Origin of the sequence: Bacillus sp. FSL W8-0640 (genome assembly GCF_038007725.1) — a bacterium.
Classification (GTDB): Bacteria; Bacillota; Bacilli; order Bacillales; family Bacillaceae_G; genus Bacillus_A; species Bacillus_A cereus.
Genome location: NZ_JBBOXT010000001.1, coordinates 1,487,073 through 1,501,806, shown reverse-complemented (window position 1 = coordinate 1,501,806; position 14,734 = coordinate 1,487,073). Strand labels below are relative to the sequence as shown.

Below are 14,734 nucleotides of genomic sequence, written 5' to 3'. Positions count from 1 at the left end.
TTTTCACGCTTCTCTTACTGCACTTTGCATAGATACTGGCTCTTCTTCTACTTTCACTTTGCGCTGTGGCACCATATTAAATACGATATTTAAAAGTACTGCTGACGCACTTCCAAGTACAATTCCGTTATCTGTTAAAATACGAATGCTTTCTGGAAGTTGTGAAAATAATGTAGGAACGACTGTTACGCCAAGCCCAATTCCGACAGAACATGCAACGATTAATAAGTTTTCTTGTTTACCAAAATCAACGCTACTTAACATTTTAATACCATATGCCATTACCATACCGAACATTGCTAACATCGCACCGCCCAGTACTGATTTCGGAATGATTGTTGTAATAGCTGCAATTTTTGGAATAAATCCAAGAACGATTAACATACCACCGCAAGTATAAATAATAACGCGATTTCTTACTCCAGTTAATTGAACAAGTCCTACGTTTTGAGAGTATGTTGTATATGGGAACGCGTTGAAAATGCCACCTAACACCATCGCTAATCCTTCTGCGCGATAGCCTTTTGTTAATTCTTTTTCACCGATTTTTTTATTGCAAATATCAGATAATGCAAAGTATACACCCGTTGCTTCTACAATCCCTACGCAAGCAACTAAAATCATCGTAATAATTGGCGTCAATTCAAATGTTGGTGTACCGAAGTAAAATGGCTGAATACCATGGAACCAATCTGCTTCTCCAACTGCTTGCAAGCTTACTTTCCCCATAAACGCTGCAACGATAGTACCGAACAACAAACCTAATAGAATAGAAATGGAACGGATAAATCCATCAAAGAAACGATACATAATGATGATAAATAATAACACTCCAAATGCTAACGCTAAGTTTTCAAGACTTCCGAAATCTTTGCTTCCTACTCCGCCAGCCATATCATTAATAGCAGCTGGAACAAGTGTAACTCCAATTACTGTAACGACAGATCCTGTTACAACAGGTGGAAATAGTTTTACAAGTTTTCCAAATAATTTCGCAAAAATAACAACGAATAACCCAGCTGCAATAATTGCTCCATAAATTGAAGACACACCGTATTGTTTTCCAATCGCAATCATCGGTCCAACGGCTGTAAATGTACAACCAAGTACAACGGGAAGTCCTATACCGAAAAAGCGATTTGATAATGCTTGTAAAATTGTCGCAACGCCGCACATTAATAAATCAATTGAGACTAAATATGTTAACTCTTTTTGATTTAAACCAAGTCCACCGCCCACAATAAGCGGAACGATAATTGCTCCAGCATACATTGCAAGCATATGCTGCATACCAAGCGATGCAATTTTAAATGGATGCTGCTTCATCGTTTATTTCACCTCCGCAGTTTCTTGCTGTACAAATGTAACTGTGCCGTTATCAAGTGATGCAATTTCTGCTAGTGATTCAACACGAACGCCTTGTTCACGAAGCTTCTTTCCTCCATCTTGAAATGCTTTTTCAATAACAATTCCAATTCCTGCAATACTCGCTCCGGCTTGCTCTACTAAACTCATTAAACCTAAAGCAGCCTGACCATTTGCTAAAAAGTCATCGATGATTAATACACGATCATTTTCATCGATATGATTTCGAGATAATGAAATTTCATTTGTTTCTTGTTTTGTAAATGAATATACGTTTGCAACGTACATATTATCTTGTAACGTTAACGATTTACGTTTTCGTGCAAAAATTACTTTTACACCAAGCTCTAATGCAGCCATAACTGCTGGTGCAATGCCTGAAGATTCAATCGTCACGATTTTTGTAATGTTCTCTTCTTTAAAACGTTTAGCAAATTCTTTTCCGATTTCTTGCATAAGTACTGGATCAATTTGATGATTTAAAAAAGCATCTACCTTTAATACGTCACCAGATAAAACCTTTCCTTCGTTCAAAATCTTTTCTTGTAATACTTTCATGTTTGTTCCCCCTCTTATGCAATAAAAAAACTCCAAAAGCCGCCACCACTCGTTACAAGTGAGAGACGCGCTTTTGGAGTTTCGCAAAAAAAGAATGCTAAACAAGCAATTATATTCGTCCTCACTCATAGTCAAAGTATTTACGGTACTTCGGTAGAAACTTGCAGGCCATATCCCCGCGATTATATGAGTGTAGCTAACTATTTATTTTATAGAAGGATTATAACGTACTTTTTATGCTTTGAAAAGCATTTATCAAAAAAACACGTACAAATTTTTAAAAACCACTATCTTTGTTCGAGTTTTGCAAACTCTTTCATTCCCAATTACACCTTCGTTAAAATGATTGGCCCATCTTTTGTAATCGCAATTGTATGCTCATATTGAGCTGATAATTTCCCGTCCATCGTTCGTGCAGTCCACCCATTTAAATCTACTTTAGAATATCGCATACCTATATTTACAATCGGTTCAATTGTAATTACCATTCCTTCTTGTAACTGAGGTCCTTGTCCTTGTTTCCCAAAATGAAAAATTGCTGGTTCTTCATGAATCTCTTTACCAATCCCATGTCCCGTAAAGTCTCTTGCGACAGAAAAACCTTCATTTGTTACATAACTTTCAATTGCATAGCCAATGTCTCCTACATGATTACCAATTACCGCCTGATCAATCCCTTTATACAAAGCATTCTCAGCTACTAACAACAACTTTTCTGCTTCATCAGAAACTTTTCCAACTCTATACGTCCAAGCAGAATCTGAAAGCCCCCCATTTAAGTTTACTACCGTGTCAATTGTTACAATATTACCCTCAGTTAAAGGAACATCGGCCGGAAACGCATGACACATTTCATCGTTTACAGATGCACATATCGCATATGGATACCCGTTGTAACCTTTCTGTTCAGATGTGGCACCATGCTTTTTTAAATACATTTCAACAAACGTATCAATCTCTTGTGTCGTTATACCTGGCTTTATCATTTTCGCAATTTCTTTATGACATGAAGCAAGTAATTTTCCAGATTCATGCATCAAATCTATTTCATTTTTCGTTTTAATTGTAATCATACTACCTCTACCTTTCCTTGCTAAACCTACTATTTGCTACTAAACTTCTATCATACACACCCTCTACCAAAATTTCAAAACCCTCAATTACAACAAGTAAAAAAATATGTATCATATATTTCTAAATCAAAATAAAAAAACAGAAGATCCTCTGTTTCTTAATCACGTTTACATATATAGTTCATTTTCAAAAACTCAAAATAACTACCATTTGTTTTCTGTATAAACGTTCCAATCGCTTCAAACCCCACCCTTTTATACACTTTTATCGCTCTCTCATTAAATGTCGCTACTGATAGTGTTATATAATTGCACCCGTATTTTTCTTCACTAAAAGCTAGTCCAGCATTCACGAACTGTAAACCAAATCCATTTCCAGTTATATCAGGCCTCATTCCAAGTCCTATCTCAACCGTTCTATCATTCATTTTACAAACAGTAAAAAAACCAATGAGAATGCCATTTTCCTTCACAGAAAATGTATGATTCCCTCTACTCTCATCATGTAAAAACTCATCTAAATCTTCTTCATCTGCCTCTATATCGTAAAAAGAATATTCCCCTTCATAATGCCAGTTATACGCGATTTCCTCCGCTTCTTCTTGCTTCATTACTGTATATGTATACCCCATTCTCTCATCCCCTTTAATAAAAAGAGCTGCAATTAAGCAGCTCTTTTTTTACAACTCATAAATCTCTTTATATTTCGTTTCTAAATAATCGGCTAAGTAGTTTGCATTTAAGCCTTCGCCTGTTACATCTTCTAAAATTTCAAGTGGCTTTTTCGTTTTACCATATTGGTGAATATGTTCTGTTAACCATTCACGAATTGGTGTTACGTTTCCTTCTTCTAATAATGCATCAAAGTTCGGAATGTCTTTTAACATTCTTTGCTTAAATTGCGCTGCATACATGTAACCAAGCGCATAAGATGGGAAGTATCCAAATGAGCCACCAGCCCAGTGAACATCTTGCAATACACCTTGCGCATCATTTTCCGGACGAATTCCTAAATATGCTTCCATCTTATCATTCCAAGCTGCTGGTAAGTCCTTCACTTGTAATGTACCATCAAATAATTCTTTCTCTAATTCATAACGCACCATAACATGAAGCGGGTATGTAAGCTCATCTGCTTCTATACGAATGAATGACGGCTTCGATTCGTTAATTGCATCATAAAATTCATCGACTGACATATCATCAAATTGACCATTGCTATACTCTTTTAATAAATCATAATTTTTCTTCCAGAATGATTTATTACGGCCGATAAAGTTCTCAAAGAATAACGATTGTGACTCATGAATACCCATAGATGTTCCACTACATAACGGTGTACCTTCAAATTTCTCTGCAATATTTTGTTCATATACAGCATGACCACATTCATGAATTGTTCCAAACACAGCCATGCGGAAATCCTTTTCGTCATAGCGTGTCGTAATACGAACATCCCCTCTATTTAATGTAATCTCGAATGGATGTACTGTTTCATCAAGACGGCCTGCTTCAAAGTCATAATTCAATTGCTTTAATAGTTCTAATGTAAAGTTCTTTTGTTTTTCTTTTGAAAATTTTTCCGATAAAGCACTTGTTTTTAATCCTTTTTTAGACTCAGAGATTTCTTTTACAAGCGGCACGATGCGCTCACGAAGTTGACCAAATACGTGATCTAAAACTTCTACTGTAATACCTGGCTCATACATGTCTAATAATGTATTGTATTTATATGTTTCGTAACCCCAATATGTAATAAATTTCTTTTTAAATTCAACAATTTTTTCTAAGTACGGGCGGAACATTTCGAAATCAGATTTTTCACGAGCTTCTTCCCACACACTCTCTGCTTTCGCTTCTAATTTCACATACGCTTCGTATTCCGCTTGTGGAATTTTCTTATTTCTATCATATTCTTTCCGACACTCTTCAACCATTTTCTTCGACGTTTCAGAAAGTTTATCTTCACGTATTAAAGCTTCAAGCTCTGTTAAATAGTTCCCCATCTCATCTGAAGTCGACATGGCAAATACTTCTGATGAAAGCATGCCAATTACTTCTGAACGCTGGTCTACACCTTTTTTAGGCGCCCCTGTTCTCAAGTCCCAAAACATTAAGCTTAATGCTTCTCCGTAATTTTGTATCTTCTTCACGTATGTTAAAAATTGTTTTTCTACTTCATATGTAGCTACTGTCATTGTATAAAAACCTCCTTTTTCTACCTCAAACTTAATTCGACATGAAAATCTAATTTCCTTTTATAATAGAAAAAAAGCTTGGCAAGCGCCAAGCTTTCTCCTTATAATTCTTTACCTTCTACTGGTAGTACGTTTTTCACCGCTTCTATCACTTTCTCATCTTCTGTATCAGATAAGAAGATTGATATAGCACCTTTATCGTCGCTCGTACGAATTAAACGGCCAATCCCTTGACGAAGACGTAAAATCATATACGGTACATCTACATCCCAGAATGGATCATTTACATGTTTACGCTTCGCCTCAAACACAGGATCGTTTGGAGGGAATGGTAATGACCAAATGATAACATGTGATAATGATGAACCAGGAATATCTAAACCTTCCCATAAATGAACGGCACAAAGTACAGTCTCTTCTTCATTTTGGAAACGAGAAACGAGCTGACTAATTTCTTGATCCCCTTCATATAAGAACGGAACTGACATTTGTTCTTTACTTACATATTCTTTAAACGCTGCAAGTTCTTGCGTTGTACGGAATAATACAAGTGTACGTCCGTTTGTTTTCTGTATATTTTCAAGTGTATATTGACACTTTCTTTCCCACTCATTTTCTTTCGTATGTGATAGTAAGTTTACTGCCATTTGCTCTTCATAATCAAATGGTGAGGCAACTGAGAATGATAAGTAATCTTTTACCCCTAGGCTATTTGCTGTAAATGCGAATGAATCGTTATTAGATAATGTAGCAGATGAGAAGATATACGGGATTTTCTTCGAGAATACTTTCTCTTGTAATACTTCTTCAACTGCACGTGGCATAATTACTAACGTGAAGGCTCCATCACCTTCTTCACCCCATGTAATTACATTTTTCTCATGCATGAATAGACGAAGTGAATGTTCTAATACATCTAAATGTTCATCAACGATATTTAAATCATACGTATTTACTGTATGCATTTCACTTTCAAATACTAACGCATCACCGACTTCACCAATTTTCGCATAAAGTCGTTTTGCTTCAGCTGTTACTTTTTCTGTCACAGTAATTTCTAAACGATCAGAACCGGCAATTTCTTTTTTGTTTTCTTGTAACACATCAAAGAATCGCTCTGTTTGCCAAATTGTTTCTTCTACTAAATGTGCAAACTCTTCACGAATATCGTTTTGTAATAATCTCGTTAAAAGTTGCTCCATCATCGTTTGCTTTAAACGATATGTTAAAGCTTTTTGAGCTGCATATTCTACAAGATGTCCTTCATCGAATACAACACAACTACTTTCTGGTAATAATGGAATTTGTCCTTCACGCTTTCGAGCATCGTACGTCCAAATATGATCCATATAAAAATCTTGAGAACAAATAATTAAATCTGCTGCTTTACGATAATGTTCACGTGAAAGAGTTTGACCGCAACGATGACGAGAATCACAAGTGAAGCAATCTTGGAAGTAATCCCAATTTACTTTTGACCATTCTTCGTCATTTAATAGTGGAAATTCTTTTCGGTCACCATAGTGAGTAAAGTTTTGCATCGTACCATGATCAAATACGAATTGTGGTAATTCATAATATACGTCTTCAATTACTTCTGGAGCTCGTCCACTCATAACATCTTCAAGCTTACGTAAACATAAATAATTATCCATTGATTTCGCAAGTCTTACATCTACAGATAAGCCTAACGCTTCAGATAATTTCGCAATGTCTCCTTCTTCTTTCACAAGCTGCTCAATTAACGTTTCATCTGCACAAGCAATTATAGCTGGTTTTCCAGTATAACGCGCATAGCAAATTGCATATAGAAGATATACAATAGTTTTCCCTGTTCCTACACCCGCTTCTGCGAACATAACTTTCTTTTCTTGGAAAGCACGCTCTAATTGAAACGCCATAAAAATTTGTTCATCACGCTCTTCAAAACCTTTTTCCGGAAGGATGTCGTAAAACACATCTCCAATCCACTCATTCAACTTATCATAAAAATTGTCTTGTTTTCCTACTTCAAATGGTAATCTCTTCTCAGTAAACATCCTTAGCCTCCAACCAAAAAGTTTTTCTATAAAAAGATATAGTAACCGCTACTTATATGTGTGCAGCTACTTTCCCCTGTTGCCATACATATAAATACACGAAAAAAAATTTCCCTTTCGAAAAAGGAAAATTTTCTTCTATATTAATGACTTTAAATACCTTTTATCAATCGCTGTTTCATGTGAAAGAGCTGACAAATATTCTTCTTGTGCTTTTTGTATTTCATCTACAATCGCATCTTGACTATCCACTTCTTTTCCGAGCTCATCATACGTACGGTGAATAGCTTTTTGAATCATTGATAATTGGAAATTATCCATATCACTTCCTCCTTTACGCATTACATAATAGCCAGTATATGCGCGCTGGAGGAGTTTTATACTATGAATTGCGCGGTGGACGTTTTCCGAAGTATTGGTAGTAATCTGTACGGATAAATCCGTTAAACAGTTTACGCTTCTTCGACGCATCTTTTCCGTAACACTTCTCAAATGCTTCATAGCTTGTTAATACATATGCTGACCATGTATCTAATGGGCGGAATACTTGTCCCATTTCTTTGTACAGTTGTTCAACGAGTGCTTTTTCACTTAAACGTTCTCCGTATGGAGGATTCGTTACAACGTAGCCATAATCCTCTTTTGTTGTGAAATCTTTTACTTGCATTTGTTTAAATGTAATTAAATCGCCCAAGCCTACTTCTTCTGCGTTATCTTGAGCAACTCGAATCATACGATGATCAATATCGGATCCAATGATTTGTAATTGTTGATCATAGTTCGCTAAATCTTCAGCTTCTTGACGAGCTTCACGCCAGTTTTGTTTACCTACCCAGCCCCACTCGTCAGATGCGAAACCACGGTTAAATCCTGGTGCAATGTTTTGTCCAATTAATGCTGCTTCAATCGGAATTGTACCTGATCCACAGAATGGATCAACAAATGGACGATCCGGCTTCCAGTTTGTTAATTTAATTAAAGACGCAGCTAATGTTTCTTTTAACGGAGCTTCCCCTTGATCCATACGGTATCCACGTTTATGAAGTCCAACACCGCTCGCATCAATTGTTAATGTCGCAATATCCTTTAGCATTGCAATCTCGATACGGAATAACGGGCCATCTTCTTCAAACCAAGTTGTCCGTTTATATGTTGTTTTTAATTTTTCAACGACAGCTTTTTTAACGATACGTTGGCAATCCGAAACACTGAATAATTCAGATTTTAAAGATTTTCCGATAACAGGGAATTCACCATTCTCTGGAATATAATCTCCCCAGTTTAATGCTTTCGTTTTTTCAAATAGCTCATCAAATGTTGTTGCTTTAAATTCGCCAACTTTAATTTTTACACGGTCCGCAGTACGTAACCATAAATTCGTACGACAAATCGCCTTTTCATCTGCTTCAAATGTTACTTTGCTGTTTTCTACTTGACATTCATAACCAAGATCGCGAACTTCTCGGGCAACTAACGCTTCAATACCCATTGCCGCTGTTGCAATTAAAGTAACTTTTCCCATTTGCATTCACCTCTTATGTATATTCAAACAATAATTAATAGCAATTGGTCCTATTAATCATTACATTTTACGAAAAATTTTCTCATTAACCATTTTAACTCATACTTTATAACTTCATACAAATAAAAAGCCCTCCTCTAACAAAGGAGAGCTGAGTTATTTCATAGTTGGTTCATAACGTTCTGTAAGCCATGTTCTGTTCCTTTGTACTACAAACGGCCCACGCCTCGTACTCCGGTGGCAATCATCTATCTACAGGTTATAAAACCTGTCCTTTCCCGTCGTTCATTTCCTTGGAAAAGATTCCCCTACCATTATTTGGGTTTCTCGCTCGTGGGGTTTACCTCGTTCCACTCCTATCATTTCTTCAAGGACTTCGTCACTGTGGCACTTTAAAGGTAGTCAAACCATATCCGAAAGGACTTAGGTTTTTTCCCTGCCGTTAAACCAGCCTTACAGCCAGAATACCCTAGCTTATGAATTGGCTAGGCACGAACACTACAGCCATCTCAGGCCGTGCGAGCATGGACTTTCCTCTACAACGTTGGCGTTGCAGCGATTACCCAAACGTTATGACATCCATTAGTATAGTGGAAACAAAAAGATTTTGCAACGTTTTTTTCTATGTAAAATGCTTAAACCTTTTCCCACCTTACATCATTCGTATAACTTACTTCCAAATACAGCTTTTTCTAAGTTAGATAAGCGTTTTAAAATATCCGTATTCGTGTTGTTATAAACTGGTTGTGCAACTGGTGTTTGTACAGGTTGTTGTGGAACTTGCGTTACTGCTAGTTTTTGTTCCTCTAATTCACGCTTTAAACGAGCATTTTGTTGCTTTAATTGCTCAAACTCTTTGTGGAAAGCTTCATAGTCTTTAATGATCATATCAAGAAACTTGTCTACTTCTTCTTGCTGATAACCTCTCATACCTGTTTTAAATTCTTTTTCTAAAATATCTTTCGCTGTTAATTTAATTTTATCCGAAATCATTTTCTTCACCTCAAATTTTTACCAAAACTTTCATTAACTAAATTTTTTCAGAAACAATGCTTTTTGTCAATCATATATACGAGTACTATATTACATATTTACTCTGCATTATTCCACTGTTCCTCTTCTATTATATCTTGTAAATCAGAAAAAAGAATGAAATAACTGTGATAATTTTCTATTTCTCCTTTTTTCTTTGCTGCTTCTACAATATATTTGGGACTTCCTGGTTTTTCTTCATCGTATACCGCTAAAAGCGCATCACTTTTTTCAATAAAAAATTGATTTTTTAATTTAAATTGCTCTGGACTTTCATACTTCCGTTTCGTGATACTATCAACATGGTCTGCTTGAGAAAGGATAAATTCGTAATATTCACGATTATCTTCTTTCCAATTTTCTTCTTGTTCTAAAAACGGAGTGAATACCGCTAATTTTAAATCTGGATATTCTACTTGAATTTCAAAAACAACTTCAGCAGCCCATAATTCTACACCTAATTGGCCACTTATTATAACCCACTCTAAACCATCTTCTACAAAATTGGTTAATTTACGGTGTAACGCTTTCTTTATACACTCCACCCCTGGATGATCATTTTTAAATATTCCAAGTTCAAATGGCTTATATCCTGTTACTGCAATAACTTTCATATCAACACTCCAATTACAAAAAAAGAACTAGCATTTCGCTAGTTCTAACATATCATTTACTTTTTAAACATTCCACCAACGTTTGGTCCGATATTTGGACCGAATGGTGATACGTTTGGTCCAATATTCGGTCCGAATGGTGATACGTTTGGTCCAAACGGAGATACATTTGGTCCTGGACCAAATGGTGATACGTGATGTCCATGATGTCCATGATGTCCATGACCACACGGTCCACATCCGCCACCGAATCCTGGGTCGATTGGGTCCACAACATTTACATTTGAATTTGTTTGTGGGAAGAAGTTTTGGTTTTTAATTTGTTGATGATGTACATGTGTTGTATGTGTTGGAAAAATGTGTGGCACCACCGTTGTTGAAAAAGAGTGTGTTACGCATTGTTTCGTCGGATGAATGACAGGAGCAGTCGTACAAATAGGTCCTGTAGGCTTATGCCCTCCAAAGCAAGGATGACAATGATGCATAGTTTTTTCTCTCCTCTCTCGTTAAAAAAATCTGATTACACTTTACAGTATGAGAAAAGAGAGAAAGCCGTTTGTTATATATACCCATTTATTACAAGGAAATTTGTCTAGTCCTTTATTTCATTTACATTGTTTTTATAGACAATCCTTCAACATCACTTACCAAAAAAGCCTCCAACTTGCTTTACAATACCTGTCACTTGATTCATCGCATTCATCATTTGTCCAGCTGTATTCATCATTTTATTTACATCATAGTTACCATCTGATGTTTTAAATTGAGAAACAAAACTAGAAAACTGGCTTGGCTGTTGTTGCTTTTGCTTACCCTGCGTCGGGTACGGTTGTTTTGGTGGATAAAACATCGCTTGTTGATTAGCATACGGCGATGGTGGTGGCATATAATATTGCGAATTCATATAAGGCTGCTGCTGTGGTTGATTCATGTATGGTTGCTGAGCTTGTGATTGTTGAGCTTGATTCACATAAGGTTGCTGCTGTTGTGGTTGTTGAGCTTGATTCATAAAGGACACTTCAAACGGTTGATAATAATTTTGATTTCCATAATAAGGCTCGAAAGGATACATATTATACCGTAAATATGTATCCGTATTATATTGGTACATATTTTGCTGTGCATATGGATTCGTTTGCTGATATACGTTAGGTTGTTGAAACATGCATTCTCTCCTCCTTCACATAAGTTTCTACATATATAATATGTACCTATAAAATAATATGTGTGATGGAATATATGTCTATTTTTGTCGGAAGTTTAAATTTTTAAAAAATTAAAAAAGAAAACCCTTCCATGCTATGATAATTAAGAAGAAGATTCTCATGGGGGAGGAATCAACATGGTATTAGGGGATTTAAAACAAGCGTTTTCTCAAAAAAAGGGGTATTGCACAGAGAATGCAAATGAATTATTAGACTTTGCGAGACATTGGTATCTCGAAGGAAAAATATGCATATCAGATTATCGAACATTAATAAAAGAATTAGAAATAAACGGCGCAACAAAACCTACAACAATGACAGAAGCATAAAAATAACAAGAGGGCTCTCCCTCTTGTTATTTACATTGCTCAACTATATTTTGCAAAGTATACGAAATGGCTTGGTGTGTTTCAAAGAATCGTTTACCTTTACCTTTATTTACAAAGCATTGCAACACATTCGTTTGTAAATTATCGTATACTTGATCAATTTGCTGTACATGTATATACTTTGGCTTTTCTTCTTTAATCCACGTATAAGCTAGTTCTTTCCACTTCTTTAATTCCTCATCTACCATATCTACAAACGGTTTCATATCCTTATAAAAGTCGTATTCAGTTAGTTCTCTTTTTTTTACATTCGCTTCATTATTATACTGCATGAGTTTTTCTGAAGACTGTATTAATGCTTCATTCTTCATTTCTTTCCCACCTTATTATGCACTCACTACGACGTTTTGAAATGTCTTCACCCAATTCCCTTTTTCTTCGTGATGCACTAATTTATTTTCCATATGTTCAATATGCATTTCTGTTATTTCTATCTTATTACATATTTTTTCACTCGCATCCTTTAATGCATGATTCATTCTAATCCCTATATTCATTTCCAGCAAATCGAGAGAACTTAACATTTGATCCATTTTTTTCATTACATCTTCCTTCTGAACCATCGCCATATACAAAACGCCTCCTTCTTTGCTTTTCCTTTGTCATGTAATTTCGCCGGATGATTCACCACTCCTGCCCACATGACAAAACTAGTTGTTATTCGTCAAAGAAATCATTTCGTATGTCATTTATAGAAATGGTAACAATACAAAAAGGAGGTGTATTACAATGGCAAAGAACAAAAATGAAAAAAAGAAAAACCAAAACAAACAACAAAATAAACCCGAGACTGGCAATCCAAAGCTAGATGGTCCAAACTTCCCTGCTACATAAAGCGAGACTTTATTACGAACATTTAAATTTCAAATCATCCTTAATCTCCTACTAGCATTACGTTTTGAAATTAAAGTTGTAGCACGCATAGCAGAATTTTTTCAAATTAAGAAGTCCCGTCTTCAAAATGGAAGACGGGACTTCTTTTTTATTATATCATGAACTCATCGATCCTTTTAGCAAAACGGTTTACGATAGATAGCCTATAGATTTGTTCTCTCTTTCTTCTATACCATTCTGTTATATTAACTTCCCCTTTAGGTTCTTCAAGTACAAATAGCACATTCATTTTCATATTTGCACAAAACCAATCTCTCATTTTTATTTCTTCATGTAAAATAACAGGATAAATATCTCTAAGTGTTGGCGTATAAGACTTTCGAGTTTCCTTTGCGTAAACTTCATAATCTTCTCTAGACCCAGTATGTGTAGTTTGCAGTGCAAACTTATAAAACGAACCATTATAAATTGGATGAAACAATAACCATGCTAATTTTTTTCCTAGTTCTATACGCTGTTGTAACGTTTCAAATTGATAAACCGAAAACCCATACATTCTCCCTTCAATTGTTGGGAAGATAACTGCACTAATATGAAGTCTTTCTTGTACTTTAAAAAGTGCAGTATGGAATACATGTTTTTTAAAATATGTGTTCTCAATGACTGGTTTTTGAATTTTATTTTGTTCATTTATAATAAGCGCTGTCATAAGTCTATTCATATCTCTTCTTTCCCAGAAAAGTAACCATTCTTTTTCCATAAAAATTGATACGTTGAAGTATTGCAACAAATGAAAGAGAGGTGCATGTCTCTTCTTACTTTCCTCATACAATAATAGCTGAGGAAATGCATCTAAAAAAATAATCCAATTAGCCTGTTCGTACAGAAGAAATAAATGTTTTTTTACCGTTCTAGGTAAAACAGTAGCATAATATCTCCCTTCTAAATCAGTCATATTCCAGCCCGCATTTCTCGAAACCATACTCGCTAAAAAGGCCCACCTGATTTCACTATTTCTCAAATAATATTCTTGATAAGATTGTGTCCGAGAAATATTGTCCACATTAGCTATTTCTGTTTTCTTTTTAATATTGTGAATGATTGCTTTTTCTTCCTCTGTACAAAAATTTTTTTCTCGATTTTGTTTAATTTTCATATAATCATTCCATGTAAACATAAATAAGTCATCATACCTTTCATCAAAAAGGTCACATCTTTTTTCATTTTTTGATATAATCACCTTTGTAAGTAATTCTTAGCAAGTTGGGGGTGGACACACTATGACCATTCGTTACCCAAATGGAAAAAGGTATAATCAAGCTTCACAACCTCAAAAAACACCTATAAAAACACATACTTATAGTAATAGAGGTATGTCCCTTGAAGAGGAATTGAATGAAACAAATCAATATTACTTAACCCATAATATTGCATGTGTACATAAAAAGCCTACACCTCTTCAAATTGTAAAAGTAGATTACCCCGCTCGAAGTGCTGCAGTGGTAAAAGAAGCGTATTTTAAACAACCTTCTACAACAGATTACAACGGTGTATACAAAGGGAAATACATCGATTTTGAAGCAAAGGAAACCAAAAATAAAACTAGTTTCCCACTTCAAAACTTCCACCTTCATCAAATTGAACATATGAAGCAAGTCGTTGCTCATAATGGAATTGCATTTGTTATTATTAAATTTACACTTTTTGATGAATTTTATTTACTAGATGCAAAACATATTATTGCATTTTGGAATCGTCAAAATACTGGTGGACGCAAGTCGATTACGAAAGAAGAAATAGAAGAGCATGGATCCTTATTATCATGCGGTTATCACCCTCGGATTGACTATATCCGTGTACTAGACATGGTTTATTTTTCGTGATAGAGTCATCACTAAGGCTCTT

The 14,734-nt window shown here is 35.3% G+C and carries 18 protein-coding genes, 1 other RNA gene and 1 riboswitch; of the genes, 3 read left to right on the top strand and 16 right to left on the bottom strand.

Going from position 1 to position 14,734, the window contains the following annotated elements; genetic code table 11:
- Nucleotides 1-3 precede the first annotated feature (3 nt).
- The 13 genes from pbuX to N2V80_RS07840 all read right to left on the bottom strand — a co-directional run bounded on the left by pbuX (nt 4) and on the right by N2V80_RS07840 (nt 11,566).
- Nucleotides 4-1,326: a xanthine permease PbuX gene (pbuX, locus tag N2V80_RS07900; RefSeq protein ID WP_000809223.1), complete on the bottom strand. Its 1,323-nt coding sequence runs from the start codon at nt 1,324-1,326 to the stop codon at nt 4-6.
- Nucleotides 1,327-1,329: 3 nt separating this feature from the next.
- A complete protein-coding gene (locus N2V80_RS07895) occupies nt 1,330-1,923 on the bottom strand; it encodes a xanthine phosphoribosyltransferase (RefSeq protein WP_000866483.1) in 594 nt (197 codons plus the stop codon).
- Between the two features lie 108 nt (nt 1,924-2,031).
- A riboswitch (purine riboswitch) is annotated at nt 2,032-2,133 on the bottom strand.
- A 116-nt stretch (nt 2,134-2,249) separates the two neighbouring features.
- Nucleotides 2,250-2,996, bottom strand: a complete 747-nt coding sequence (locus N2V80_RS07890) for a type I methionyl aminopeptidase (protein ID WP_061654663.1) — start codon at nt 2,994-2,996, stop codon at nt 2,250-2,252.
- Between the two features lie 158 nt (nt 2,997-3,154).
- Nucleotides 3,155-3,628 carry a GNAT family N-acetyltransferase gene (locus N2V80_RS07885; RefSeq protein WP_061654662.1) on the bottom strand — a complete coding sequence of 158 codons (474 nt, stop codon included), beginning with the start codon at nt 3,626-3,628 and terminating at the stop codon, nt 3,155-3,157.
- 48 nt (nt 3,629-3,676) lie between these two features.
- Nucleotides 3,677-5,194, bottom strand: a complete 1,518-nt coding sequence (ypwA, locus tag N2V80_RS07880; protein ID WP_061654661.1) for a carboxypeptidase — start codon at nt 5,192-5,194, stop codon at nt 3,677-3,679.
- Nucleotides 5,195-5,295: 101 nt separating this feature from the next.
- On the bottom strand, nt 5,296-7,233 hold the full coding sequence (locus N2V80_RS07875) for an ATP-dependent DNA helicase (protein WP_000493698.1): 1,938 nt from the start codon (nt 7,231-7,233) through the stop codon (nt 5,296-5,298).
- Between the two features lie 138 nt (nt 7,234-7,371).
- On the bottom strand, nt 7,372-7,554 hold the full coding sequence (locus N2V80_RS07870) for a DUF3921 family protein (protein WP_000368569.1): 183 nt from the start codon (nt 7,552-7,554) through the stop codon (nt 7,372-7,374).
- 61 nt (nt 7,555-7,615) lie between these two features.
- Entirely contained in the window at nt 7,616-8,755 is a 1,140-nt protein-coding gene (locus N2V80_RS07865) for a THUMP domain-containing class I SAM-dependent RNA methyltransferase (RefSeq protein WP_000521223.1), read from the bottom strand.
- A gap of 180 nt (nt 8,756-8,935) precedes the next feature.
- Nucleotides 8,936-9,326: RNase P RNA component class B (rnpB, locus tag N2V80_RS07860), an RNA gene on the bottom strand.
- A gap of 86 nt (nt 9,327-9,412) precedes the next feature.
- Nucleotides 9,413-9,748, bottom strand: coding sequence for a cell division regulator GpsB (gene gpsB / locus N2V80_RS07855; protein ID WP_000622431.1), 336 nt, complete (start codon nt 9,746-9,748; stop codon nt 9,413-9,415).
- Nucleotides 9,749-9,846: 98 nt separating this feature from the next.
- Nucleotides 9,847-10,401, bottom strand: coding sequence for a DUF1273 domain-containing protein (locus N2V80_RS07850; RefSeq protein WP_000862912.1), 555 nt, complete (start codon nt 10,399-10,401; stop codon nt 9,847-9,849).
- 56 nt (nt 10,402-10,457) lie between these two features.
- Nucleotides 10,458-10,886 carry a CotD family spore coat protein gene (locus tag N2V80_RS07845; RefSeq protein WP_000546268.1) on the bottom strand — a complete coding sequence of 143 codons (429 nt, stop codon included), beginning with the start codon at nt 10,884-10,886 and terminating at the stop codon, nt 10,458-10,460.
- Nucleotides 10,887-11,041: 155 nt separating this feature from the next.
- The gene (locus tag N2V80_RS07840) at nt 11,042-11,566 is read right to left on the bottom strand and encodes a YppG family protein (RefSeq protein WP_000487626.1); all 525 of its coding nucleotides are present in this window, start codon (nt 11,564-11,566) and stop codon (nt 11,042-11,044) included.
- A 177-nt stretch (nt 11,567-11,743) separates the two neighbouring features.
- Between N2V80_RS07840 and N2V80_RS07835 the strand changes: the two genes are divergently transcribed.
- Nucleotides 11,744-11,935, top strand: a complete 192-nt coding sequence (locus N2V80_RS07835; RefSeq protein ID WP_000242652.1) for a YppF family protein — start codon at nt 11,744-11,746, stop codon at nt 11,933-11,935.
- 26 nt (nt 11,936-11,961) lie between these two features.
- On the opposite strand, the gene N2V80_RS07830 is transcribed toward N2V80_RS07835, so the two are convergent.
- Together N2V80_RS07830 and N2V80_RS07825 are read right to left on the bottom strand one after the other, a co-directional pair.
- On the bottom strand, nt 11,962-12,306 hold the full coding sequence (locus N2V80_RS07830) for a YppE family protein (RefSeq protein WP_000786940.1): 345 nt from the start codon (nt 12,304-12,306) through the stop codon (nt 11,962-11,964).
- Nucleotides 12,307-12,321: 15 nt separating this feature from the next.
- Entirely contained in the window at nt 12,322-12,564 is a 243-nt protein-coding gene (locus N2V80_RS07825; protein ID WP_001252036.1) for a hypothetical protein, read from the bottom strand.
- An 85-nt stretch (nt 12,565-12,649) separates the two neighbouring features.
- Between N2V80_RS07825 and N2V80_RS07820 the strand changes: the two genes are divergently transcribed.
- Entirely contained in the window at nt 12,650-12,829 is a 180-nt protein-coding gene (locus N2V80_RS07820) for a hypothetical protein (RefSeq protein WP_001987054.1), read from the top strand.
- A gap of 151 nt (nt 12,830-12,980) precedes the next feature.
- On the opposite strand, the gene N2V80_RS07815 is transcribed toward N2V80_RS07820, so the two are convergent.
- Complete coding sequence (locus tag N2V80_RS07815; RefSeq protein WP_000495654.1) at nt 12,981-14,006, bottom strand: DUF2515 domain-containing protein; 1,026 nt, start codon at nt 14,004-14,006, stop codon at nt 12,981-12,983.
- A gap of 103 nt (nt 14,007-14,109) precedes the next feature.
- Here N2V80_RS07815 and recU point away from each other — a divergent pair, with 103 nt between their 5' ends.
- Nucleotides 14,110-14,712, top strand: coding sequence for a Holliday junction resolvase RecU (gene recU, locus N2V80_RS07810; RefSeq protein WP_000155598.1), 603 nt, complete (start codon nt 14,110-14,112; stop codon nt 14,710-14,712).
- Nucleotides 14,713-14,734 lie beyond the last annotated feature (22 nt).